Source organism: Kribbella sp. NBC_01245 (assembly GCF_036226525.1).
Classification (GTDB): Bacteria; Actinomycetota; Actinomycetes; order Propionibacteriales; family Kribbellaceae; genus Kribbella.
This window is the reverse complement of sequence record NZ_CP108487.1, coordinates 5,194,981-5,219,307: the sequence shown is the minus strand read 5'-3', so window position 1 is coordinate 5,219,307 and position 24,327 is coordinate 5,194,981. Positions and strand designations below refer to the sequence as shown.

Genomic DNA, 24,327 nt, shown 5'->3' with positions numbered 1-24,327 from the left:
GGTTACGGGTTTTGGGTGATGGTGAAGGTTGAGGTCGTGTTGCGGATGTTGACGGCGTTGTTGGACAGGCGGAGGTTGTTGAAGACGGCGGTGCCGACGGCCGGGCCTTCGCCGGGTTCGGGCATCTCGTTGGCCCAGATGCCGAAGCCGGACTTGGCGTCGAACGCGTCACCGCTCTTCTGCGCACCGGAGATCGAGACGTTCGTCAGGATCGTGTCGGTCACCGGGTAGAGCTGCTGCCCGCCGACGTAGTCCGTCTGGAACATGATCCCGCTGTACGTCGGATCGACGATGTCCACATCGCTCACGCGGATGCCCTGGAAGATCTTCGTGGCCGAGTAGATCCAGATCCCCGGGAACGTCTGGTTACCCCAGAAGTGCCCGCCGGCCCGGACCACGGAGATGTTCTCGAACCGCGTCGGCGGGGTGGCGCCGAAGCCGTTCATCGGGATGTTGAAGTCCAGCGAGCTGATCGTGATGCCGGAGTAGACCAGGATGTCCGCGACGTACAGGTTGCGGAACACGTTGTTCGTCCCGCCGTACACCGCGAAGCCCGCGGCCCGCCAGGTCAGCGTCGCCGAGAGGTTCTCGAAGACGTTGTCCCGGACCTCGCCACCGCCACCATCGACGGCGTTGAAGAGCGCGAAGCTGTCGTCACCGGTGGCACGGGCGTCGTTGTTGCTGACCAGGTTGCCCGCCGAGCCGTTCGTCATGTTGATGCCGTCGGCGAACAGGTTGCGGATACGCGAGTTCTTGATCGTGGTGTTGTCGGTATTCGCACCCCAGTACAGGCACATCTGGTGCTCGACCCAGATGTTGTCGATCGTCATGTTCGTGGTGCCGTTGAAGTCGAACACCTTGCCCGGGCCGTCGTTACGGGTGTTGTAGTTGCCGAAGTACGCGAACCCGGTGAACGACGAGCCGTTGGCGGACGACGGTGCCGTGAACCCGACGTCGGTGTTCGACTGGGACGACGGCGCCTGGAACTTCGTGTACCAGGGACCGGCGCCGACGACCTTGAGCGCCTTGCCGTACACCTGGAACTTGCTGGCGGTGTCGTAGGTGCCCGCCGGCAGGTAGACGCCGATCAGGTTGGCGTCCTGCCGGGCCTTGTCGAGCGCGTCCTGTACGGCCTGATGGGTGAACCCGGTCGGTACGGCGTACGCCGCGGGGTTCGGGTTGGCGATCGGTGCGACCTGCTCGGTGTTGATGAAGTCGATCGCGTAGTTGGTGTTGTTGGCCGGGTCCTTCTGCAACTTGATCCGGGTACCGGCCGGGTACGACCCGTCCAGCATGATGCTCGCCTCGTCGTAGATGTGCCGGGCCGGACCCTGTCCCGGCGAGTTCCCCGGGCCGGCCTCGGCGCCGTACAGCCAGGCGTACTTCGAAGTCAGCGGCAGGGCCTTGTGGAACGAGCCGTTGACGTACACGTTGATGGTCGAGTCGATCCCGCCGCCACCCGCGGAGTCCGGGATGGAGAACCGGGTGACGAGGGTGTTGGTCTGCGCCCGGGTGGTGAACTCGACGAAACTGCCGTTCGAGTTCAGCGTCACCGCCCGGCGGCCCGAGGCCTCACCGGCGAGGTCGCCGATGGTGCGGTTCGGCGCGAGGACCTGGGCGCCGCCACCGACCGAGGCGTCCTCGGCCTCCAGGTGGTCGTACGGCATGTTGGCGCCGCGTCCGACGAACAGTGGGCGCTCGCTGGTGTTGTTCGTGCGCTTGACCGGCAACTCGTTCGCGTCGTCGGCCAGCACGACCTTCACGGTGTACCGGCCGTTGGCGGCCGTCCAGTTGCCGAGGGCAACGGCTGGGCTGGATGCTCCTGCCGCGATGGTGCCGTTGTAGGAGGCGTTGAGGGTCTGTACGACGGAGCTCGCGTTGAGGATCTGCAAGGTGATGCCGTGCGCGCCGGATGCCGAGGCGACGCTGCCCTGGTTCCGGATCGTCACCGAGAACGCGACGCTGCTGCCGGCCGAGGGATTGCCCGGGCTCCAGCCGACCGCCGACGCGATCAGGTCCGAACTCGCCACCGGGGTGACGACCAACGGGCCCGAGCTGCTCGCCGAGTTGTTCGCGTCGTTCTGCTCAATCACGGTGTTGGCCTCGTCGACCTTCGCGCTGAGCGGATAGCTGCCCGCGTCGCGTGGGCCGATATTCGCCGTCACGGTGGTCGAACCGCCCGCGGCGATAGCACCGACGTTCGCCGTACCGACCTTGGTGGTGCCGAGGTAGAAGTTGACGTTGGTCGCCGGCGAGGCCGCGTTACCGGTGTTGTTCACCGTGGCCCGCAGCGTCACCGCGTCGGTCTCGACCGGGGAGGTCGGGGTCCACGAGACTGTACTCAGCGTCAGGTCCGGGTTCGGCGCGGGCACGCCCATCACCTGGAGCTCGGCGACCTGGCCGGCCGGGGCGCCGGTGTTCGCGGTGAAGTTCAGCCGTACGTCGGCGACGGTCGCGCTGACCGGAATGGTGATGGTGTTACCGGTCGACGGGCTGAAGTTGTACGACGCCGACGCGACGATGCTGGTGAAGGCCGACGCGCTTTGCTCGCGACCGAGTACCTGCAGGGTTTGCGTGCGGTTGCCCCAAGCCTGGTCCGGGTTGAGCCGAATCACGATCGACGAGATCTCGGCGTTCGAGCCGAGCTCGGTCGTGAGGGTGGCCGGGTTGCCGTTGCCCTCCCAGTACGTGTTGACGTTGTCGTCGTTGGCGTTGGCCGCGACGAAGCTGTGCACGTGCCCGGAGGCCGTGATCGGCTTGCCCAGCGCCAGGTTGTTGCCCGGGCCGGAGCTGCCGCCACGGGTGACGGTGTTGCTGTCGGCCGATTGGTTGCCTGCGGCATCTTTCGCGCGGACGAAGTAGCTGACGGTCGCGCTGGCCGGCTGGGTGTCGGTGTACGTGAGCACGTTGCCCGCGACGCTGGTGCGCAAGGCGCCGTTCGCGTAGACGTCGTATCCAGTGACGCCGACGTTGTCGGTGGAGGCGCTCCAGGTTAGTCGGATCTGGCCGGTGCCGGGCTCGGTGTAGGCGAGGGCAGTCGGTGCGGTCGGGGCCTGGGTGTCGCCGGTGGAGGGGCCGTAGACCTCGAGCTCGGAGAGCTGACCGGCGGGCCAGCCGGTGTTCGCGGTGATGCGGATCCGGACGTACCGGATGGTGGAGTTGCCGTAGTCGATCGTGACGGTCGAGTTGCTCGCCGGGTCGAACGATCGGGCCTGGGAGGCGGAGAGGTCGTTGAAGTTCGTGCTGTCGGTGCTGCCCTGGACGGTCAATGTCTGGTTCCGGGCGCCCCAACCGCTGGTCGGCAGCTTGAGCACGACCTGGTTGGTCTGGAGCGACGAGCCGAGGTCGACCTGGACCCACTGCGGGAAGGCGTTGTTGTTGCTCTCCCAGTACGACGCCTGGTTGCCGTCGGTGACGTTGCCCGCGACGTACCCCTGGGTGTTGCTGCTGGCGCTCGCCGCCTTACCCGCGGCCAGGTTGGGCCCGGCGCTTGTCTTTTGGCTTGTGGCCGCTGCGCGGCTGCCGACGTCCTGCTGGCCGAGCTGGAGGGCGGGCCCGGCGGCGAACAACAAGCTGGTGGTGAGGGTGGCGGCTAGCAACCGCCATCGTGCGTGCGTCGTTCTCATGACATCCGGGCCTCTCCTGATGGGCGGTGGTTCAGGCGCAGGGCGAGCTGGCTGCCACCAAATTCCAGTGACTAGCCAGAAATTGCTGCCACTCTGTTAAGAATTTGCGTGAGTGGTGGCCAATTGTTACGACAGCGCTACGAGAACGTCAACGGTTCATGCCCCGAATCCCGCCCACGGAGATCCGTCGCCGTAGTCCGTCACTCGGTCTCGCCGACGCCTTGTCGTGGCGAAGCCCGCGGGCGGTGGCCTGATCTCACCCGCGAATCGATCAGCCCAGGTCGTGGAGGAAGGCGTCCCGGAGCCCGTTGGTGTCACCCGCGACGAGGTTGGTGGCGAGCGACTCGAAAGCGATCCGGTTTCCGTTCGGCGCGATCACCGCGTCGCCGCTGTCGCCGTTGCTCTGCGCCGTCCCGTCCCCGCCGCTCTCCCGGGTGGTGACGCCCGTGAGTCGGTCATGCACGAAAACGTCGCGGCGGCGGTTGGTATCACCCGGCACCAGGTTCGTCGCCCTCGAGTCAAACGAGACCAGGCGGCCGTCAGCGCTGATCGAAGCTAGGCTGCTTGCGCGGTTTCCCTGGCCGCCGGCGCTGTCGACGCTGACTCGGGTTGTCGTTCCTGTCTGTTGATCGTGAACAAAGATGTCGAGGGCCCCATTGGTATCCCCGGAGACCAGGTTCGATGCGAGGGATCCGAAGGCCACGAAGCGGCCGTCTCCACTCAGCGACGGCTCGGCGCTGTTCGCGAGCGGGCCCGGCGCGGCCTGGTTTCCGGCGCTGTCGACATTGACCCGGCGGGTGGATCCAGTGACGCGGTCATACACGAAGACGTCAGCGCTGCCGTTCGTATCGTTGGGAACAAGGTTCGAGGCCGCCGAGATGAAGCCCACGAAACGCCCGTCACCGCTGATGTACGGCAGGCCGCTTCCGCTATTCGCCGGCCCTCCAATGCCTTTGCTGACAAGGGTCGTGGTCGCTGTCTGGTTGTTGTGGACGAACACATCCGAGTTGCGGTTGCTGTCACCTGCGACAAGATTGTCCGCCTGTGACTGGAAGACCACGAACTGACCGTCGGCGCTGATCGAAGGATTGAAGTTGAAGCTGGTCTCGTTGCCCTCCGCGCCGGTGCTGCTCACGCTCACCCGCTTCGTCGTGCGGGCCTGAAGGTCACGCACAAAGACATCGCTGTCTCCGTTTTGGTCGTGACGGACCAGGTTCGTCGCTTGGGAGTCGAACACCACGAAGCGTCCATTGGCGCTGATCGCCGCATTGAGGCTATCGCCGTTGCCCTTTCGGCCGTTGTCGTTGACGCTCACAAGGCTTGTGGTGGCGTCGGCCAGATCGTGCACGAAGACATCGATGAGATCGTCGCCGTCCCCGGGGGCGAAGTCTGGCTCGTTGGAGTCGAAAGTCACGAAGCGGCCATCGGCGCTGATGCCCGTCTGGCCGCTGCCTCCGTCGGCCTGGTTTCCCGCGCTGCCGATGCTGTAGGACTGCATCCGCAGCGGGTCAAGGGATGCGCGAGCCGCGGGTGGTGTCGCGGCGCGGGTGGGCGGCTGCGTCGGGCTCGACTTGGGTGCTAGCTCATGTCGGAGGTGAGCCAGCGCTTCGGCCGGATCGTGATCAGCGTCAGCTTGGTCTCCGGGTCATCCAGTTCGCCGCGAGTGAAGCCGTACGCGTGCTCGGCCGGCATGTACCGCTCGAGAATCGCCAGCATCTGCGGCTCGGCTGGTGGGCTGGCGATGTCGACGACGCTGCCCTCGACCGTGACGTACGCGTAGGGCGGTTCCTCTCGCTGTACGACGAGACTGACGACTCCCCGCTCGCGGATGTGCCGCAACTTCAACGGCGTACGGCGTTGCGTGGCGGTGAAGACGGTGATGTCCCCGCCCGGGGCATAGCCGTAGAAGGTCGGCGCGCTCATTGGCGGGCGGCCCTCCTCGCCGGCAACGGATAGGACGGCGACGTGGGTGGCGGCTAGGAACTCTTCGCGGGCCTGCTTGCTCATCTTGGACATGCATCGAGCTTCATTTAAACAAGTAAGCTCTGTCAAGTAGAGTGGTGTTATGAAAAGCTACGGCCAGTTCTGCGGCGTTGCCCGGGCCTTGGAGATGGTGGGCGAGCGTTGGGCCCTACTGATCGTGCGAGACCTCCTCGTTGGCCCGAAGCGCTATACCGATCTCAAGACGGGCCTGCCGCGTATTCCGACCAACGTCCTCGCTACGCGGCTCAAGGAGCTAGAGGCCGCAGGTGTCGTCGTACGACGAGTGCTGCCGCGCCCGGCTGGGTCAGTGGTCTACGAGCTGACGGAGTTCGGGCAGGAGTTGGAGGGGATCGTGCTCGCCCTAGGCCGTTGGGGTGCGCAGCGGCTCGGCGCGTTTGGTGAGGGCGAGATCGCGACGGCCGACTCGTTGATCATGGCTCTGCGCTCGACCTTCGACCCTGACGCGGTGGCCGGCCGCAGTGCGACGTACGAGCTGCGCTTCGGTGACGTCGTCATCAGTGCTCAAATCGAGAACGGCGAACTGGCAACGGATGCCGGGTCGACAGGCAAGGCGGATCTGGTGATCGAGGCATTCGGTCCGCTGACCCCTTTGCTGGCAGGCGAGATCACAGCCGCCGAAGTGGTTGCCCAGGGCAACGTGCAACTCTCCGCGATGGACGACCGGTCAGCGGCTAAGAAGCTCGCCGGCCTCGAGGATTTCGCCGCCATCTTCCCCATCCGCCCGCTACCCGCAGCCTCTTGACCCGTTGAGATTTCAGACCGTCCCCATGACATCCAGGTCCGCCGAGGCCGTCAGCAGCGAATTGCTACTGGAGGGTAGCTGCGCTATTGACGGAGGGTAGTCGGGCGTTTACGTTAACGCACACATCTCTCGGATCGCTTGGCGGTACGCCCCGGCAGACGGTTGCCGAATCCCGCTGAGCGGTTCGTCCGGTCCGTTGTGAGGGAGCACCGATGAGATTCCGTCCCCGGCTGCAAGCGGCATTCGTTGCCGCCGTCCTGACCGCCACCGTTCTCACTCCACCGGCCGCGCAGGCCGCCGAAAACCCGTACGAGCGTGGGCCCGATCCGACGAACGCCAGTATCGAGGCAGCGCGTGGTCCGTTCGAGATCGCGCAGATCTCGGTGCCGGCTTCGAGCGTCCGTGGTTTCAGGGGCGGCACGATCTACTACCCGACCAGTACGGCTGAGGGCACGTTCGGCGCGATCGCGATTTCGCCTGGGTTCACGGGCACGCAGTCCAGCGTCGCCTGGCTGGGACCACGCCTTGCCTCGCAGGGATTCGTGATCATCACCATCGACACCCTGTCGCCGTACGACTTTCCCGCCAGCCGTGGCGACCAACTGCTCGCGGCTCTCGATTACCTGACCGGTTCGAGTGCCGTGCGGACTCGCATCGACGCCACCCGGCTTGGCGCAATGGGCCATTCGATGGGCGGAGGCGGTTCGCTCGAAGCGGCCAAGGACCGGCCGTCGCTTCAGGCGATCGTGCCGTTGACCGCCTGGAATACAACGAAAAACTGGTCGGGAGTGACCGTGCCGAGCCTCGTGGTCGGGGCCGAGAACGATACGACCGCGTCGGTCGGCAGCCACTCCGAGCCGTTCTACGTCAGCCTGCCGGCCGCGCCTGGCAAGGCGTACCTGGAATTGAACAACGCAGGGCATTCCGCACCGACCTCGCCGAACGTCACGGTCGCGAAGTTCAGCATCTCGTGGCTGAAGCGCTTCATCGACAACGACGTCCGCTATACCCAGTTCATCTGCCCGGGCCCGACGCCGAGCACCACGGTCGAGGAGTACCGATCCACCTGCCCGTACGCCTAAAACGTTGAAAGGACCGCGAGCTGTTGGGCTCGCGGTCCCATCAACTTAGTGCTTGGCGGCGGCTTCCGCGCCGGCGCCGGTCAAGGCGCGGACCTGGAGCTCGGTGTAGCGCTGCTCGCTGGTGCGGTCCTTGCCGAGGTACGTGCCGATGACACCGAAGATGAAGCCGAGCGGGATCGACACGATGCCCGGGTTCGACAACGGGAACCAGGAGAAGTCCACACCGGTGAACATCGACGTCTCCTTGCCCGACACCACTGGCGAGAAGAACACCAGCACGACCGCCGAGACCAGGCCGCCGTAGATGCTCCAGATGGCTCCGGAAGTGTTGAACCGCTTCCAGAACAAGTTGTAGAGCAAGGCGGGCAGGTTCGCCGAGGCGGCGACGGCGAAGGCCAAGGCCACCAAGAAGGCGATGTTCAGCTTCTGCGCCGGAATGGCCAGCGCGATCGCGACCGCGCCGATGCCGATGGCCGCGAACCGTGCCACCCGGATCTCGTCCCGCTCGGACACCTTGCCCTTGGCGAAGACGTTGGCGTAGAGGTCATGGGCGAACGACGAGGCCGACGTGAGGGTCAGACCTGCGACCACGGCCAGGATGGTGGCGAACGCGACGGCCGCGATCAGGGCCAGCAGGATCGCACCACCGGTCGAACCGGCACCACCACCGACCACTTCGGCCAGCAACGGCGAGGCGGTGTTGCCCTTGGAGGCCGCGACCGCGCTGTCCTTGCCGGTGTCCAGCAGGGCGGCAGCGCCGAAGCCGAGGGCCAGCGTCATCAGGTAGAAGGCGCCGATCAGGCCGATCGCCCACTGCACCGAACGCCGGGCCGACTTGCTGTCCGGCACGGTGTAGAAGCGGATCAGGATGTGCGGCAGACCTGCCGTTCCGAGCACCAGGGCCAGGCCGAGGGACAGGAAGTCGATCTGGCCGACGAGGTCCTTGCCGTACAGCAATCCCGGGCCGAGGAAGTCCTGCCCCTTGCCCGAGTTGGTCGCGGCGGCGCCGAGGAGCTTGGAGATGTTGAAGTCGAACTTCAGCAATACCAGGAAGGTGATGAGCACCGTGCCCGTCATCAGCAGCACGGCCTTGACGATCTGCACCCAGGTGGTGCCCTTCATCCCGCCGATCGTCACGTAGATGATCATCAGCGCGCCGACCAGGACGATCACGCCGGCCTTCAGACCTTCGTCCTTGACGCCGAGCAGCAGACCGACGAGCGAACCCGCGCCGACCATCTGGGCCAGCAGGTAGAAGATCGACACCACGATCGTCGACGTCGCCGCGGCCGTGCGGATCGGCTTCTGCTTCATCCGGTAAGCCAGTTGGTCGGCCATCGTGAAGCGGCCCGAGTTCCGCAGCAGCTCCGCGACCAGCAGGAGTGCGACCAGCCAGGCCACCAGGAAGCCGATCGAGTACAGGAAGCCGTCGTAGCCGTAGAGGGCGATCTGGCCGGAGATACCAAGGAAGGATGCCGCCGACATGTAGTCACCCGCGACAGCCAGACCGTTCTGCGCGCCGCTGAAGTTGCGACCGCCGGCGTAGTAGTCGGCGGTGGTCTTGTTCTGGCGGGAGGCCCACCAGGTGATGTACAGCGTGACGGCGACGACGGCCGTGAACAAGGAGATCGTCAGGGTCTGGTTGCCCGGCTCGGCGTCGGCCAGGGGCAGTAGCAGCGCGGTCACCGGCGGCGCTCCCTCTTGAACTTGGCGTTGAGCCCGGCCGCGAGCGGGTCGAGCTTACGGTTGGCATACCGGCCGTACAGCCCGGCGATGACGAAAGTGGAGACGAACTGCAGCAGGCCGAAGACCAGTGCGACGTTGACGTTGCCGATCACCTGGGTCTTCATGAAGTCCCGGGCCCAGTTGTTGCACGCGACGTACAGCAGATACCAGACCATGAAGGTGATGGTCCAAGGCAGCACGAACGCCTTGAACCGATGCTTGAGTTGGGCGAAATCCTCCGCCTCGCTCACCGCCTGGTAGGCCCTGGCCTCCCGGTCGGCAACCGACTCCTCTTCCATCTCGGGCTTCCCTCCCTGCTGGAGCAGATGTGATCAGTGGCACACGTTAGCGGTAATCGCCCAACTCGTCAGCGTGACATCCACACCACTTTTTCCCCCTGCCACGGTCGGACGCGAGATGCGGTTCGCGCCTGTGGATAGTGCTGCCACGGTCGGACGCGGAATGCGCACGCGCGGGCGAATTTGGGATAACCCTCCCGCGAGGTGCCTTGTTGTGTGGCGCGTGTGCAAGCGCAAGGAGGCACCTCGCGGGAGTGTTATCCCCAAATTGGCGCGGAGGTGTGCGGTTCGGGCCTGGGTGGCGTGGGCTCGGCGTCCACAGGCCGCATTTCGCGTCCGACCGTCGCAGGGGGTTTGCACAGGGCGGCCGCATTTTGCGTCCGACCGTCGGGTGGTTGTCCACAGGGCTGCCGTATTTCGCGTCCGACCGTGGCGGTGTGCGCCGTGGGTGGGTGGTCGGTTGCTGGGGGCAACTCGAGGTGGGGTTAGAGGGGTGGGGCGATGGGGGCGTCGCGGTCGCGCTGGAAGTTGGCGAGTTCGCTGGGGCGGGCGCGGAAGGCTGAGGTCATGTACGGCATTCGCAGCGGCTCGGGGGGCCGGGCCGTGCTGGCGTAGATGGCGTCTACCTGGTCGAGGACGCCGGCGCGCTTGGACTCGGACATCGTCGACACGCGGGATACCGATTGCGCGAGCTGGCGCAGGGCGAACTTGTCCATGCTCTGCCAGTGCCGGATCGACGTCCGCTCGATGTACGAGAAGAGGTTCGAGTCGGTGAGCACGGGCGTCGGGTCGTAGTTGTGTCCGCCGCCCGCGAGGAAGTCCTCGCCCATCATCGTGACGGCCAGCCGGCGGACCCACGGCACGACCACGTCGTAGTTGTTCCAAAGCAGACCGAGTACGCCGTTGGGCCGCAGCACGCGGGCGATCTCCGGCAGCGCCCGCTCATGCTCGAACCAGTGGAACGCCTGCCCGACCACGACCACATCGACCGAGGCGTGCGCGAGCGGGATGGACTCCGCCGTACCGACCATGGTCTCGATGCCGCGGCGCTTACCGCAGACCGCGAGCATTTCCTCGGACGGGTCGATCGCGAGCACGGCATGGCCCTGGTCCAGCGCGACCTGGCTCAGCTTGCCCGTTCCGGCGCCGAGATCCAGCACTTGCAGCCGCCCGGGACCCGTGATCCAGCGCAGGGCCTCGGCCGGGAACGTCGGCCGTCCCGCGTCGTAAGCCTGTGCGACGGCGCCAAAAGACTGCGCGCGGTCCCTGTCGTCGGTGGTCATCACGTCAAATCATGCCGTAACCGGACCACTTACCCGGTCATGATGACCAAACCGGCCGCGCCGCACCCCTGATGAGCCGTTCCCACGCGTTGACCGGGAGGCGCGACACACTTGATCTCGTGCCGGACAGGTACGGGTCATGAGCAACCCTTCACGCGCCCCCGACCCCTCACGCGCCACCGACCCCTCACACGTCGCCGACTCCTCACGTGTCGCCGACTCATCGCGCGCCACCCGCTCGTCAGGCGCCACCGGCTCTTCGGGTGCCGACGAGCGTGAGGCTCGGTTCATCGCGCTGTACGACGCGGCGTACGCGGACCTGATCCGCTTCGCCCAGCGCCGGGCGCATCACACCCATGCCGAGGACATCGTCGCGGAGGCCTTCCTGGTCGCGTGGCGCCGCCTGGACGACGTACCGAAACGTCTGGTGGACGCCCGCGCGTGGCTGTTCGGCATCACCCGGCACACCATCCTGAACTCCCGCCGCGGTGCCGAACGCCAGCGCGCGCTCGCCGTACGACTCGCGGAGACAAGGCTGGTCCCGCCAGACGGCGACGCCGATTTCGTGGCCCGCCAGGTCGATCTCGCGACGGCGTGGAACCGGCTCTCCGCCGTACATCAGGAGGTCCTCGCCCTCGCGGTTCTCGACGGCCTCGCGGCGCCCCAAGCCGCAGTGGTTCTCGGCATCTCGCCAGTCGCGTTCCGGCTGCGCCTGAGTCGCGCCCGGCGCGCCTTGCGCACGTATCTCGGCCACCTTCCCCATCCCGCGCCCACCCACGCGGGTACCCCCGAAAGGCCCACCGCATGACTCGCATCGACGATCTCCAAATCCTGAAGACGCTCGACCCGGCCACCCCCGACGCCATCGACCCGCACGGTCCCCGCGCTCGCACCGACCTCCACCACATCCTCGCGACCGACCCGACGACCCCGACGGACGCGACGAATCCGGCGCAGGCCGGTGTTCGGCCGCGGAGACGCCGACTCGCCACGCGGATGGCGTTGGGCTCCGGCCTCGTGGCCGCTGCAGCCGTCACGGCCGTTGTCCTGCCGTCACTCGTCGGCGGCGACGAGGCCTTCGCCACGTGGACCGCGGCACCAGTCGGCATGTCGGCAAAGGACAAGGCGAGCGCCGCAGCCTCCTGCCGCGACCAGCAGAAGTCAGGCAGCCCAGAATTCCGCGACGAACTGTCGAGGTCCGCCACCGCGATCTCGGAACGACGCGGCGCTTGGACGCTCGTGGTCCTAGCAGGTCAAGACGGCTTCTCCGCCCTCTGCATCACCGACGACTCGACACGCCTATTCCAGGACTACTTCGGCTCCATCGGAAAAACCGCATCCGCCGACCGCCCAACCCCCCGCGGCCTCACCGCAACCGTTCTCGGCACCGGCTCAGCCGACGGAAATGAACTCTCCGTCGCCGCCGGCCTGGCCGGATCAGACGTCACCAGTCTCACCTACACCAGCCCGACCCGCGGCAAGGTCAAAGCCACCGTCAACGGCGGCCAGTTCGCCCTCTGGCTACCCGGCAACGAACTCGAATCCGCCAGCCGCCAAGGCGTCCCCCTCCAAGCCACCTACCGCGACGGCACCACAACCACCATCACCCTGACCCTCTAACAGCCGACCGGCTAGCGGGGCACTTCCAGGTCGGCGCGCATCCGCACCAGCAACTCGGCGAGCGCGGGCTCGCGGGTGCCGACGCTGATGGCCATACCGATGGTGTGGTCATCAGCCCACGCGCACGCCTGCCGCCGGGGTACGCCGTTCACGAGCACGCTAAGGCATTTCAGCTTGCCGCCGAGTTCGCCCGCCGGGTAGTCGGTCAGGGGCGAGGTGTCGATTTCGCTGTTCTGGAGAGAACCGAAGAGCGCAGCCAGCAACTCGTCCGGTGAGGCCGAGCCCGCGTCCATGCCCACGAAGATGATCGGGGTGCCGACACCACTCGGATCGCGGTATCCGGCGACCTGGTCACCTTCGTAGGTTTCAAGTGTCCCGGCATCCAGCGGACGGCGTTCCTGGCCGCCGGCCACTTCGGCCAGCCGAATCTCGTAGCCGGTAGAGGCCGCCCAGGAGGCCAATGCCAACAGGCCCGCCGTTCCGAGCGCCACGCTGAGCCCGACGACCAGCGCGACAATCGGCGCAGCCTTCGATGCCCGCTTCGGGGCCACCACGGGCGGTGTCTGCGCCACCAGCGGCACGGGTTTCGCGCGGTGAAAGACCAGCCGCGAAACACCCCAGCCGGCCATCAGGAGACCAAGAAGACACACTGCCAGCAGGAGCGCCAGCCTGCCGGTGATCGGAAGGGGGCCCAGCGAATACGCGGTCACGCGCCGGAGCCTAGCGGCGGCCATCGTTGGTCAACCTGCGCCGCACCGCGAGGAAATGTGTCAAGAAGGGCCCAATGAACGGCGACACGCCTGGTCACAAGGGCCCGATGAACAGGGGTTAGGTGATGGTCCAGCCGCCGTCGACGATGAGGTTGGTGCCGGTGACGTAGGCGGAGTGGGGGCTGGCCAGGAAGAGGAGGGGGGCGCGGATGTCGTCGGGGGTGCCGATGCGCTTTAGCACGGTGCGCGAGGCGAGGCGGTCGACGAAGGCCGGGTCCATCTTGTCCGGGTGCTGCGGGAACGGGCCGGGCGTGAGGGCGTTGACGCGGATACCCTGCGGGCCCAGTTCGGCTGCGGCGTACCGGGTGAGCTGGAGCAGGCCGGCCTTGATCACGCCGTAGTACGGGGGATTCCGGCCTTCCTCGGTGTCGTACAGACCCGGGTCGGGGGAGACCACGCCGTACATCGAGGAGACGTTGATGACCGAAGGCCTGCCGCCGGCGGCAAGGCTGGCGGTGAAGCCGTCGCGGGCGGCGTTGATGCCTTCGGAGGCGGCGATGATGCCGAGCTCCAGCGCTTCGCGATAGTGGTCGGCCGTTGCCAAGCGCAACGATCCGCCGCGACCGACGTGCGCGTTGTTCACCAGTACGTCGATACGCCCGCGCTCGGCGGCGATACGTCGTACGGCGGCGGGCCAATCCGGCGTACTGATGTCGCACGGCAGGGCCTCGAGCGAATGCCCGGCCGCGCGCAAGGGCTCGACCACGGCATCCAGGCGGGTCTTGTCCCGGGCGATGGCGACCACGTGGGCACCGGCTTCGGCCAGTACGGCGGTCATCGCCGTACCGAGCCAGCCGGAGGCACCGGTCACGATCGCGACGGCGCCATCCAAACGGAAGATGTCGGCGCCCGGCGGTACGGTCATGACTGCTTCCACTGAGCCGGGTCGACCAACGCCTCGGGCAGGTCGCCGAGGCGCGCCCGGACCTCGCGCATCTGCTCGCGCGTGACAGGCTTGTGCCGGATCAGCTCGGCCTGTTCGCGAACCTGGGCAGGCGTATCGGCGCCGAGCACGACCGAGGTGACCCACTCGTGGCCGAGGACGTACGCGAGGCAGAGGTCCGCCGCGTTCGCCCGGCCGAAGTCGGCGACGAGCTCGTCGACGGTCCTGCGAATCACCCGCGAGTAGTCGGCATCGACGCCCTCGATCACCGGCCAGCGCGCGTTGTCGCCACCGACCAGCAGACCCTGCAGGAAGACGCTTCGAACGGTGATGACCACGTCCGGACGGGCCACCAGTGCTGCCGTCACCTCGGGTGTCACCCAGCGCGTGTCGACCAGGTTGAACGGCAGTTGGACGTATCCCACCTCGGGATCCGCGAGCACCTCGATCAGCTCGACCGGCGTCATCACCGAGACACCGGTCAACGTGACGATGCCGTTCTCGCGCAGGTCGCGAAGCCCGTCGCGGATCGCCGTACCGCCCTTGTAGAGATCGCGGGTCCGATGCAGCAACAGCGCGTCGATCTTGCTCGCCCGCAGGTTGCGCAGGGATTCGGCCACGGACGCGTCGAGCGCGGCACGGGCCCAGCCGGCCGGAGCATCAGCCGGTACGTCGTCGAGCGGGCGCAGCTTCGTCACGACGCCCAGTCGCTCGCCGAGGCCGCGGGCAAGCGCCGTACCGATGCGCTTCTCGCTATCGCCGTACGCGCGAGCGGTGTCGAGGTGGCTGACGCCGACCTCGGCGGCCGTGTTGAGGATCTGGTAGGCCTCGGTGTCGGTCGGCAGGCCCTTGGTATTGGCCGCGCCGTACTCCAGGCCTAGCTGGACCGTGCCGAGCAGGTACGGCCCTTGTTCGATGACGTTCTTGCGGCGAACCCGGAGCCGACCGAGACCAGTGCTGTCGAGGCGGCTGCACAACTCGCGCCAGCTCACGCCGATGGGGTCGGGATCACCCTCGAACAGGCGCCAGACCCGGTCGTAGTCGTCCAGCGCGTCAACCGTGCAACGCAGCGAACCCCAGTTTTCCGGCAGGTCTGAAGGGTTGATCAGCTTGTCGCCCGCGACCCGGCGGATGTACGGCGTTACGTGCTCGCGGTCGGCCCGGTCGACCGCCTCGGCATCAGCCTCGCGCAGCAGCCGCGCCGGGAAGGCCTCAGCGGCAACGCCGTACGGCACGGCGGCACCGGGACCGCCGACGCGCACGTAACCCACGCCGGCCGTCTGCATCAGGTCGACCATTTCGCGCACGAGATCGGCGTCGGGCACCACGTTGTCGGCGGTGAGGCGGACCACGATGTCGTCGTCCGCCATCCCCTCGGTGGCGACCATGAACCGGGACAGCGGGTCTTCCAGCGACCCGCGGACCGCGGTGACGCCGAAGTCGGCGGCGACCTGGGCGATCGCGTCGTCCTCCGGCTCCGAGCTGGTCGCGACCACGACGGGAATACCGTCGCGCGCGACCCGCCGGGCGGCCAGCACGACCATCGGCTGGCCGGCGATGGTCAGCAGAGCCTTGCCCGGCAGTCGCGAAGACGACAGCCGGGACTGGATGACGACGCGAATGCTCACTTACTTCTTCCTGTCCCGATCGGCTGCGGCCGGGTTCATCGCCCGGAAGACCGGCCGGAACATCTTGAAGATGGCCCGGAACGGCGTGGTGAGGCTGTTACCGATCGCGAACGACATCGAGTTCTTGATGTCGGCCGAGATCTTCCGCTCGCGGCGCAACTGGTCCTCGCGCAGCTGAACGGTCGCGTCCAGCCACTCGATCTGGTTCTGCGCCTCGGACAGCTCGGTGGAGAGCTGGCCGACCGTGGCGAGGGCCTCGCGGTAGCCGCGCGGCTGACCCGGCTCGGTGCCCATCGGCTGCTCGCCCATGGTCTGCAGCTCGAAGTACAGCTGCTGGTCGCCCACCTCGGTGTTGTTGCGCTGCTGGCCCTCGAGCTCGACCTCGAGGCGGGCCGAACGCTCCAGCAGGTGCGGGGTGACCGTCACGCCGACCATCGACGCGAGCGTCACGGTCAAGCGGTTCGGGGACATCCCGTTCGGCCAGGGGTGACGCAGACCGCCCGCGAGCACCCGGTAGCCGAAGCGGCGCAGGGCGCGGGTCAGAGCGATCTCGTACGGAATTTGGAGCGTGGTGCTCCAGCTGGCGTCGAGCAGCTCGTGCTTGTCGCCGTCGAGCATGACGTTCTCGAAGGTGGCGAAAACGGCTCCACCCGGTACGACGAGACGCTCGCTGACGCCGGCCGCGTCGGACGACCACGGGTCCTTCCAGGCGGCGAATTCGGCCTGGTCGTGCAGCCACTCGGCATAGCCACGGACGAGTCGGCGCAACGCGTTCAGGTCGTCGTGCCGGCAAGCGGTCAGGAACCGCTCCTCCAGCAACGTGCCACCGGGAACGCGGCCGATCAGCTTGGCGGGCTCCCGCTGCAGATGACCCGCCGCACGCACGTGCGTCGAACGGCCCACGTCGATCAGGTCGCGGTGCCAGCTGCCCTCGGCGTCGCGGCCGAGCTCGAGTACGACGGCCCAGTACGGGTGCTCGAGGTTGTCCGTGATCAGCGCGTCCGGGAAACCGACCGAACCACTGGCCTCGGCGGCCTGGCGGGCGGCGGACTGGATGGCCTCGTTCTCGGCTTCCAGCCCGGTCTGCTCGGGCGCGGCCGTGGCGGTCTCTCCGGCCGGGTCGGCCACCTGGGTGACGAACAGCCAGCCCGGCGCGAGCTGCATGCCCATGCCGTGCCGAACCATCTCGCGGGCCAGCCGGCGCGGATCGGTCAGCACCGGCTTGTCGCCCATGCCGTTGGCGAACGCGGACGACGCGAGGATCGACAGCACCTCGTCGCCCTCACTACCGGCCAGCGTGTGCTCGTGCACCATCAGCGAGGTCTTCGACGCCCGCGGGAAGACGGCGTAGTGCTCGCGCACGACCAGCTCGTTGGCGGCCAGCACGGCCTTGACCGCGTTCAACCCGGGCGGCGGCTTGACGTCGGCGTCGGTGCTGGTCGGCCACTGGTCGTCGGCTGCCGGCTTGACCGAGGCGTCCGCGTCGAGCAGCTGGTCCAGGCCCATCGCGTTTCCGACGCCGAGCACCAGGTGCCCGCCGGGCTTGACCAGACGGCGCAGCATCGCGACCGTCTCGGCCCAGGGCAGGTCGACGCTGTCGGCCGCGAACAGCCGCGGAATACCGTCGAGCGCCATCACGACGTCGTACTGGTTCTCCTCGACCGCGAGCTTCTCGAAGGCGCCGCAGTAGATCCGGACCGGCTTGCCGTTGAGGCGCAGGTTCAGCGCGTGGGCGTCCGGCCAGGAGCGCACCACGACGTCGAGCGAGCCGACGTTCTCGGCGAACCGCTCGAGCAGCCAGGGTGCGTGCGGTCCGGCGATCAGCGCCTTGGTGGACTGGTTCATCAGCTGCGTCAGCACCGGCACGACCAGCGGGCTGGCGAACGGTCCGGTGCCCTTGGTCCGGTCCAGGTCGGACCAGGTCAGCATCTCGCCGCCGAGCAGGGTGATACGGGAGGACAGGTTGCTGTCGGACGTCATCGGTTCAGATCTCCCAACGGAAGAGCTCGCGGATCTCCTCCGGGCTGGCTAGGTAGTCGGAGCCGAGCTCGGTGCGGGTGATCGCCTCGGCGGTTTCCATCGGGACATAAGGCTGGTGCATCTCGGGCCACATCCGCTTCTGCCGGGCGACACCACCGAAGGCGGGGTGCTCGTTCTGCAGCAACATCGGATCGCCGTACACGCCGGGCTGCAGGCCGACGGAGATGCCGTAGAAGATGGCCGAACCGAGCCGGTTCGAGGCCACTCGCTTGTGCTTGCGCAGCTCGTTCAGCTGGTTGTAGAGGAATTCCTCGTCGGTCTTCTTCCAGTACAGCCCGCGATAGCCGTGGGTGATGACCCGGAAGCCGGCGTCCTCGTAGACCCGGCGGATCTCCGGCACGCGGTACTCGTTCCAGTACAGGCAGACCGTGATCGGGCCCTCTTCGTACTTGTTGATGTCCGCCACGATCCGGCCGTGGTCGCCCAGCACGTGCTGGCCTTCCCAGCCGTGGAACGGGTAGAAGATCGTGCCTTCGGCGTCCGGCGCCTGCTTCGCGAGCTCGGGCTCGTTCTCCAGCAGGTAGATCCAGGGCGCGCCGACGATGTAGTAGTTACGACGGTCCATCGACCAGCCGCGGCGGCGGACACCGTCCGACCACACGAACTTGGGCATCCCGTCAACGAACGGGGTGCCGACGGCGAAACCGTCGAGGATGTTCCAGCCGTGCTGGAGATATCCCCAGATACGCGTCGGATGCTCTAATCCGGCGTACTTGGCCATGATGTGCGCATGGCCGTAGAAGTGGTTCGCGTGGTGCATGTTTGAAGGCTACTCACTCTCTTCGGACGGAGCTGCGAAGTATGCACCCGATCGAGCTCACCTAACGGGTCAGGAGACGAGCCCGGTGAGGGTCTCGATCACCCGGTCGACGTCCGCGTCGGTCAGGTCGGGGAACATCGGTAGCGAGATCTCCTCGGCGTAGAACCGCTCCGCGTTCGGGCACATGCCGCGTTGGTACCCGAGGTCGGTGAACACCGGGTGCCAGTAGACGGGGATGTAGTTCACCTGGACGCCGATACCGGACTCGCGAAGCTTGAGGAAGATCTCCTTGCGGCGGCCGTCCAGCACCCGGATCGGGTAGAGGTGCCAGGCCGGGTCCACCGTGTCGCGCTGGGCGGGCGTGCGCAGGCCGTCAACGCCGGCGAACGCCTCGTTGTAGCGCGCGGTGATCTCGGTACGGCGCTTCTTGAACTGGTCCAGCCGCTTCAGCTGGGAAAGCCCGAGCGCGCAGGCGACATCGGTCAGCCGGTAGTTCAGGCCGAACTCGTGCACCTCCTGGTGCCACGGGCCCTCATCGGTGATCCGGAACCGCTCCGGGTCGCGCATCAGGCCGATGAAGTGGAACTCGTGCGCCTTCTGGGCGAGTGCCGGGTCCTTCGCCACTACGGCGCCACCCTCGGCGGTGGTCAGGTTCTTGGTCGGGAAGAACGAGAGCGTGGTCACGTCGGCCAGATCGCCGACCGGACGGCCCTTGTAAGTGCCGCCGATCGAGTGCGCCGCGTCGGCCAGGGTCTTCGCCCCGACCGAGTCGGCGATGGGCTGCAGGGCGTCGTAGTCGGCCGAATGACCGGCGTAGTCGACCGCCGCGATGACCTTGGTGCGGTCGGTGACGACGGCCTCGACGGCGGCCGGGTCGAGCAGCGCGGTGTCCTCCTCGACGTCCGCGAAGACGATCTTGGCGCCCTGGATCGCGGCGCAGGAGGCGGTGGCGACGAACGTCATCGGGGTGGTGATGACCTCATCGCCGGCGCCCACCCCGAGCGCGGCGTACGCGATGTGCAGCGCCGCCGTACCCGAGGTGCAGCTGACCGCGCGGTGGCCACCGGAGATCTCGCCGATGGCCTGCTCGAACGCGGTCACCGCCGGACCGGTGGTGAGCCAGTCACCGCGCAGGATCGCGGTGACGGCCTCGATGTCTTCTTCGGAGATCGACTGACGTCCGTAAGGCAGCACTTTGGTCCGGCTCCAAGATGTTGTTGTAGGGAGGTGCTCAGACGTCGCTTTCGAGGATCTTGGTGATCTCCTCGATCGAGTACCACTGGTCGTTGTTGTCCGACGTGTAGTGGAAGCCGTCGACGACGGGGACGCCGTTCGCGGGCGCCTTGTAGCCCCAGGTCGCGAGGTCGGGCTGCAGCACGTAGCGGTCGCCGATGGCCAGCGCACGGCGGCCTTCCTCCGGGCTGATCATCTCCTCGTGCAGCTTCTCGCCCGGGCGCAGGCCCATGTCGTGCATCTTGGCGCCCGGCGCGATCGCCTGGGCCAGGTCGGTGATCTTCATCGAGGGGATGCGCGGCACGTACAGCTCGCCGCCCTGCATCTGCTCGAACGAGTCGACCACGAACTTCACGGCCTCGGGCAGCGTGATCAGGAACCGGGTGCAGCGCAGGTCCGTGATCGGCAGCGACTGGCCGGCCTCGTGCAGGGCGCGGAACTTCGGAATGATCGAGCCGCGGCTGCCCATCACGTTGCCGTAGCGAACCACGCAGAAGCGGGTCTCGTACGCCGCGGCGTAGTGGTTACCGGTGATGAACAGCTTGTCGGCGGTCAGCTTGGTCGCGCCGTACAGGTTGATCGGGCTGGAGGCCTTGTCCGTCGACAGCGCGACGACCTTCTTGACGCCCGAGTCGATGCTGGACTCGATCACGTTCTGCGAGCCGATGACGTTGGTCTTGACGAACTCCCACGGGTTGTACTCCGCGGTGTCGACCTGCTTCAGGGCCGCCGCGTGTACGACGTAGTCGACCTTGTGCATGGCCCGGTCCAGCCGGTCCTTGTCGCGAATGTCGCCGAGGAAGAAGCGCAGCCGGGGGTCGTCGCCGAACAGCTGGCGGACCTCCCACTGCTTCAGCTCGTCGCGGCTGAAGATGATGATCCGGTTCGGGTCCAGATTGTCCAGGGCATGACGGATGAACGCCTTGCCGAAGGACCCGGTACCGCCGGTGACCAGGATGTCGGAGCCGGTGAGGATGGACACGTCGAATAGGACCCTTCTTCAGGACAGTTGCCGGACGGCCTCACCGCGGTTCGCGCAGCGGGGCTCGTCCGTACGATAGCGGGCCGACGCACTTCCCCCAGAATCAACCATTCTCCGGCGTGACCAGCCGCACACCCGGGAAGTACGTCTCGAACCGTCCTTTGTCCCGGGTCAGCAACTGGTATCGGTTCACCGCGGCATGGGCGCCGATGTAGAAATCCGGCATCGGCGAGCGTCTCGTACCACCGCGGCGGCGGTAGTCGACGAACGCCTGCGAGGCGAGGAACCCGGCCGGGAAGGGCAGCGATTCGCGGATGAAAACGTCTTGCGGTAACACTGCGTCAACTTCCTCGACCCGGTTGAAACTGCCGCAGGCCTCGGCGTAGATCAGCTGGTTGATGACGAGCCGGCCGGTGTCGGCGGCCTCCGCCAGCGCGGCGATGGACCACTTTTCCCACTGTGGATCCTCCAGCAGGATATCGAGGAGGACACACGAATCGACCAGCGTGCTGGTTGATTCGATGACCTGGAGTGACGAACTATTCACCGCGCATGAGTTTCAGCAACTCGTCGGTGCTCAGGTCACGCCTCGTGGCCCGGCCCCTCATTTCGCGGACGATTCGCTGGCCCCTCGTCTCGCTGTCCGGCGTTCGCACGATTTTCAGTGCGTTCCCGTCTTCCACGACCTCTACCTCGTCTCCTTCGTGCAAATGGTGTTTTCGGCGCAGATCGGCAGGGATGGTGACCTGCCCTTTGCTGTTGAGCCTCATGATTTCTCCTACGTGGTAGTTGTATTACGTACTACTCAGCAGGCTACCGGCCACGCCCGGACGCCGGGAGGGGCGCGCTACGGTTTCGCCTGTGAATCAGGTCAGGGTCGGAGTTCGCTGTGATGTCGGGCCGAAGCGCGGCGTCGGGCATGTGATGCGCTGTCTCGCGCTCGCCGAGGAACTGGCCGCCCGTTCGGTCGAGGTGATCTTCGTCTGCGACAGCCACACCGTGCCGTGGGTGGACGAGCAGATCCGGTCCCGGGGCTTCCAGGTCGAACCGGCCGTCTTCACCCCCGCGGAGCACCTCAAGCTGTTCCGGCGGCTGGCGGTCGACGCCGTCGTCTTCGACTCGTACGACCTGGGCCCGGGCCCCTCGACCGCCGTGCACGAGTCGGGTCTGACCACCCTCGCGATCACCGACGGCGCCTTCGGCACGGCCAAGGCGGACGTGTACGTCGACCAGAACCTCGGCGCCGAGGCGGACGGGTTCGACGTACCGCCCGGCGCGACCCGGTTGGCGGGGCTCGACTACGTGATGTTGCGCGACGAGGTGCTGCGGCTGCGTCCGGCCGAGCCCGGGCAGCGGCCCGACCGCGCGATCCCGAAGGTGTTCGCCTTCTTCGGCGGGACGGACGCGTACAGCGCGGGCCCGCCGATCGTGCGTGCCCTGGTCGCGACCGGGGTGCCGTTCGACGCGACCGTGGTGGCTCCGCGGCAGGAGCTGGTGTCCGATATCGGCCAGATCGAGCTCGGCGACGAGCAGACCGTGACGACGATCGGGCCGACGTCCGAGCTGGCCAAGGCCGTCGTCGAGGCCGACCTGGTCATCGGTGCCTCCGGTACGTCGACGTGGGAGCTGCTCTGCCTCGGCGGTACGGCCGGACTGGTCTGCGTGGTGGACAATCAGGTGCTCGCCTACGAAGGCGCCGTCGCGACGAAGGCGGCCGCCGGAATAGGTGTTCTGTCAGAGATCCGGGCGGATCCGGGAGTCGCCGCCGGCGTACTTCGTGAGCTGTTGACCGATCCCGCGGAACGGGTCCGGCTGGCCAAGGCCGGGTGGCAGTTGGTGGACGGTCTGGGCCGTCGCCGCGTGGTCGACGTCTTGTTGCAGGAACTTTCTGCCTGAACCGCTCTCAATACACCGGAGGCTGCAGTACTCTTCACCGTCGTGGGGCAACACCAGAAACCTGTGCTGTCCATTGTCGTACCTATGTACGACGAGGAGGCAGTGCTTCCGATCTTCGTCGAGCGACTGCGCCCAGTCCTCGACCTCCTTGACGTGTCCTACGAACTGCTGGTGGTCGACGACGGCAGTCGTGACCGGACGGCCGAGATGCTCAGTGTCGCGGCCGCCGATTGGCCGCAGTTGCGCCTGATCCGGCTGCTGCGCAACAGCGGTCACCAGGCCGCGCTGTCGGCCGGTTTCCAGCGTGCCCGCGGCGAGTACCTGATCAGCATCGACGCCGACCTGCAGGATCCGCCCGAGGTCATCCCCGAGATGCTCGCGAAGGCCCGCAGCGCCGATGTCGACGTGGTGTACGGCGTGCGCTCGGACCGGACCAGCGATTCGGTCGGCAAGCGGGTCACCGCCCGGATGTACTACCGGCTGATGCGCCGGCTGGTCGGCCGGGAGATCCCGCACGACGCGGGCGATTTCCGGCTGGTCTCACGCCGGGTCATCGACGCGGTGAACGCGCTGCCCGAGGGCGGCCGGGTCTTCCGGCTGGTCATCCCGTGGCTGGGCTTCCCGAGTGCGGACGTGACCTACGTCCGGGCCGAGCGGGCCGCGGGTGAGACCAAGTACTCGCTGGGCAAGATGCTGCGCCTGGCCTTCGACAGTGTGACGGCGTTCTCGGCCGCGCCGCTGCGCCTGGCCACCTGGCTCGGCGCGCTCGGTGGTCTGGGCTCGCTGGCGATCGTGATCGTCGCCCTGGGGATGAAGGCGGCCGGTCACACCGTGCCCGGCTGGACCTCGACGGTGCTGGTGGTCGGCGTGATCGGTGCCGTCCAGTTGCTCTGCCTCGGCCTGCTCGGGGAGTACGTCGCGCGGATGTTCCAGGCCAGCCAGGGCCGTCCGTCGTTCCTGGTCGGCTACGACAGCCTCGAGGACCACGGTCACACCGCGTATCCGGAGGTCACTCAGGTGGTGACCCCCGGCGGCGCCGAGATCACGGACGCCGAGCACGCACCATGAGCGAGATGCCGGGCATCCTGCCGACCGGCAGGTACCGCTCGGCAGCGATCACCACGCTGAGGCCCAGGTTCACCACCGGGTTCAGGTCGGTCAGATCGCTGCCGGTGCTCTTGCGCCGGCGCCAGGCCGCGACCGGCCGGAGCAGCACGTTCCAGGACCGCACGTCGTCGAGCACAAGCCCGGCCGAGCTGAGCAGGTCGGTCAGCTCGTCCCGCTCGTATCGCCGGACGTGGTCGACCGCGACATCGTGTTCGCTCCACAGGTCCATGTCACAGGGCACCGCGATCAGCGCGTGGCCGCCGGGCTTGAGCACCCGGGCGATCTCGTTCGCCGCGGACTTGTCGTCGACGATGTGCTCGAGCACGTCGAAGGCCGTCACCAAGTCCAGCGAGGCGTCCGCGAACGGCAGCGTGACGGCGTCGGCCCGGACCACCGGAATGCCGCGCTCGTTGGCCACCTCGGCACCCTCGGCGCCGTACTCCAGGGCGGTCGCGGACCAGCCCCGGCCGCGCAGCACCCGGGTGTTGCCACCACCGGCCGCGCCGATGTCCAGGGCCTTGCCAGGCTTGATTCCCTTACGGGACAGCAAATCCAGCTCGCGGGCGAGTAGGGCACGGCGCTCCCGGTACCACCAGTGCTTGTCCTCGAGCGCGGCGAGCTTGCGAATCTCAGTCCCCTCCATGGGG

The 24,327-nt window shown here is 67.2% G+C and carries 22 protein-coding genes; 6 read left to right on the top strand and 16 right to left on the bottom strand.

The window, feature by feature from the left end:
- Positions 1-2 precede the first annotated feature (2 nt).
- The 3 genes from OG394_RS23475 to OG394_RS23465 form a co-directional block, all read right to left on the bottom strand.
- A complete protein-coding gene (locus OG394_RS23475; protein WP_328989194.1) occupies positions 3-3,626 on the bottom strand; it encodes a discoidin domain-containing protein in 3,624 nt (1,207 codons plus the stop codon).
- 271 nt (positions 3,627-3,897) lie between these two features.
- Positions 3,898-5,124: a TolB family protein gene (locus OG394_RS23470; protein WP_328989193.1), complete on the bottom strand. Its 1,227-nt coding sequence runs from the start codon at positions 5,122-5,124 to the stop codon at positions 3,898-3,900.
- 80 nt (positions 5,125-5,204) lie between these two features.
- On the bottom strand, positions 5,205-5,642 hold the full coding sequence (locus OG394_RS23465) for a pyridoxamine 5'-phosphate oxidase family protein (protein ID WP_328989192.1): 438 nt from the start codon (positions 5,640-5,642) through the stop codon (positions 5,205-5,207).
- A gap of 49 nt (positions 5,643-5,691) precedes the next feature.
- Here OG394_RS23465 and OG394_RS23460 point away from each other — a divergent pair, with 49 nt between their 5' ends.
- Together OG394_RS23460 and OG394_RS23455 are read left to right on the top strand one after the other, a co-directional pair.
- Positions 5,692-6,372, top strand: a complete 681-nt coding sequence (locus tag OG394_RS23460) for a winged helix-turn-helix transcriptional regulator (RefSeq protein ID WP_328989191.1) — start codon at positions 5,692-5,694, stop codon at positions 6,370-6,372.
- A gap of 212 nt (positions 6,373-6,584) precedes the next feature.
- Complete coding sequence (locus OG394_RS23455) at positions 6,585-7,454, top strand: poly(ethylene terephthalate) hydrolase family protein (RefSeq protein WP_328989190.1); 870 nt, start codon at positions 6,585-6,587, stop codon at positions 7,452-7,454.
- A 45-nt stretch (positions 7,455-7,499) separates the two neighbouring features.
- Here the strand turns inward: OG394_RS23455 and OG394_RS23450 are convergent, their stop codons facing one another.
- From OG394_RS23450 to OG394_RS23440, 3 genes are all read right to left on the bottom strand, one after another.
- Complete coding sequence (locus OG394_RS23450) at positions 7,500-9,140, bottom strand: solute symporter family protein (RefSeq protein WP_328989189.1); 1,641 nt, start codon at positions 9,138-9,140, stop codon at positions 7,500-7,502.
- Positions 9,137-9,478 (bottom strand): DUF485 domain-containing protein, encoded by a 342-nt coding sequence (locus tag OG394_RS23445; RefSeq protein WP_328989188.1) that lies wholly within the window; start codon positions 9,476-9,478, stop codon positions 9,137-9,139. Before OG394_RS23445 ends, OG394_RS23450 begins: the two co-directional genes overlap by 4 nt.
- Positions 9,479-9,963: 485 nt before the next feature.
- Positions 9,964-10,761: a class I SAM-dependent methyltransferase gene (locus OG394_RS23440; protein ID WP_328989187.1), complete on the bottom strand. Its 798-nt coding sequence runs from the start codon at positions 10,759-10,761 to the stop codon at positions 9,964-9,966.
- Between the two features lie 139 nt (positions 10,762-10,900).
- Here OG394_RS23440 and OG394_RS23435 point away from each other — a divergent pair, with 139 nt between their 5' ends.
- Complete coding sequence (locus tag OG394_RS23435; protein WP_328989186.1) at positions 10,901-11,569, top strand: RNA polymerase sigma factor; 669 nt, start codon at positions 10,901-10,903, stop codon at positions 11,567-11,569.
- Positions 11,566-12,381, top strand: coding sequence for a hypothetical protein (locus OG394_RS23430; RefSeq protein WP_328989185.1), 816 nt, complete (start codon positions 11,566-11,568; stop codon positions 12,379-12,381). The genes OG394_RS23435 and OG394_RS23430 overlap by 4 nt, the downstream gene beginning before the upstream one ends.
- An 11-nt stretch (positions 12,382-12,392) precedes the next feature.
- Here OG394_RS23430 and OG394_RS23425 read toward each other — a convergent pair whose 3' ends face one another.
- The 9 genes from OG394_RS23425 to OG394_RS23385 all read right to left on the bottom strand — a co-directional run bounded on the left by OG394_RS23425 (position 12,393) and on the right by OG394_RS23385 (position 21,447).
- Positions 12,393-13,091: a hypothetical protein gene (locus tag OG394_RS23425; RefSeq protein WP_328989184.1), complete on the bottom strand. Its 699-nt coding sequence runs from the start codon at positions 13,089-13,091 to the stop codon at positions 12,393-12,395.
- Between the two features lie 118 nt (positions 13,092-13,209).
- Entirely contained in the window at positions 13,210-14,016 is an 807-nt protein-coding gene (locus OG394_RS23420; RefSeq protein ID WP_328989183.1) for an SDR family NAD(P)-dependent oxidoreductase, read from the bottom strand.
- Positions 14,013-15,662 (bottom strand): aldo/keto reductase, encoded by a 1,650-nt coding sequence (locus OG394_RS23415; RefSeq protein ID WP_328989182.1) that lies wholly within the window; start codon positions 15,660-15,662, stop codon positions 14,013-14,015. Before OG394_RS23415 ends, OG394_RS23420 begins: the two co-directional genes overlap by 4 nt.
- Positions 15,663-17,642 carry a class I SAM-dependent methyltransferase gene (locus OG394_RS23410; protein WP_328989181.1) on the bottom strand — a complete coding sequence of 660 codons (1,980 nt, stop codon included), beginning with the start codon at positions 17,640-17,642 and terminating at the stop codon, positions 15,663-15,665.
- 4 nt (positions 17,643-17,646) lie between these two features.
- The gene (locus OG394_RS23405) at positions 17,647-18,462 is read right to left on the bottom strand and encodes a hypothetical protein (protein WP_328989180.1); all 816 of its coding nucleotides are present in this window, start codon (positions 18,460-18,462) and stop codon (positions 17,647-17,649) included.
- A gap of 69 nt (positions 18,463-18,531) precedes the next feature.
- Entirely contained in the window at positions 18,532-19,656 is a 1,125-nt protein-coding gene (pseC, locus tag OG394_RS23400) for a UDP-4-amino-4,6-dideoxy-N-acetyl-beta-L-altrosamine transaminase (RefSeq protein WP_328989179.1), read from the bottom strand.
- A 37-nt stretch (positions 19,657-19,693) separates the two neighbouring features.
- Entirely contained in the window at positions 19,694-20,677 is a 984-nt protein-coding gene (gene pseB, locus OG394_RS23395; RefSeq protein WP_328989178.1) for a UDP-N-acetylglucosamine 4,6-dehydratase (inverting), read from the bottom strand.
- A gap of 103 nt (positions 20,678-20,780) precedes the next feature.
- Positions 20,781-21,224, bottom strand: coding sequence for a type II toxin-antitoxin system VapC family toxin (locus tag OG394_RS23390; protein ID WP_328989177.1), 444 nt, complete (start codon positions 21,222-21,224; stop codon positions 20,781-20,783).
- Positions 21,217-21,447: an AbrB/MazE/SpoVT family DNA-binding domain-containing protein gene (locus tag OG394_RS23385; protein WP_328989176.1), complete on the bottom strand. Its 231-nt coding sequence runs from the start codon at positions 21,445-21,447 to the stop codon at positions 21,217-21,219. Before OG394_RS23385 ends, OG394_RS23390 begins: the two co-directional genes overlap by 8 nt.
- A 91-nt stretch (positions 21,448-21,538) precedes the next feature.
- On the opposite strand from OG394_RS23385, the gene OG394_RS23380 reads away from it, so the two are divergent.
- Complete coding sequence (locus OG394_RS23380; RefSeq protein WP_328989175.1) at positions 21,539-22,573, top strand: PseG/SpsG family protein; 1,035 nt, start codon at positions 21,539-21,541, stop codon at positions 22,571-22,573.
- Positions 22,574-22,615: 42 nt separating this feature from the next.
- The gene (locus OG394_RS23375; RefSeq protein WP_328989174.1) at positions 22,616-23,641 is read left to right on the top strand and encodes a glycosyltransferase family 2 protein; all 1,026 of its coding nucleotides are present in this window, start codon (positions 22,616-22,618) and stop codon (positions 23,639-23,641) included.
- Here the strand turns inward: OG394_RS23375 and OG394_RS23370 are convergent.
- Entirely contained in the window at positions 23,616-24,323 is a 708-nt protein-coding gene (locus OG394_RS23370; RefSeq protein ID WP_328989173.1) for a class I SAM-dependent methyltransferase, read from the bottom strand. The genes OG394_RS23375 and OG394_RS23370 overlap by 26 nt on opposite strands.
- Positions 24,324-24,327: the final 4 nt, after the last annotated feature.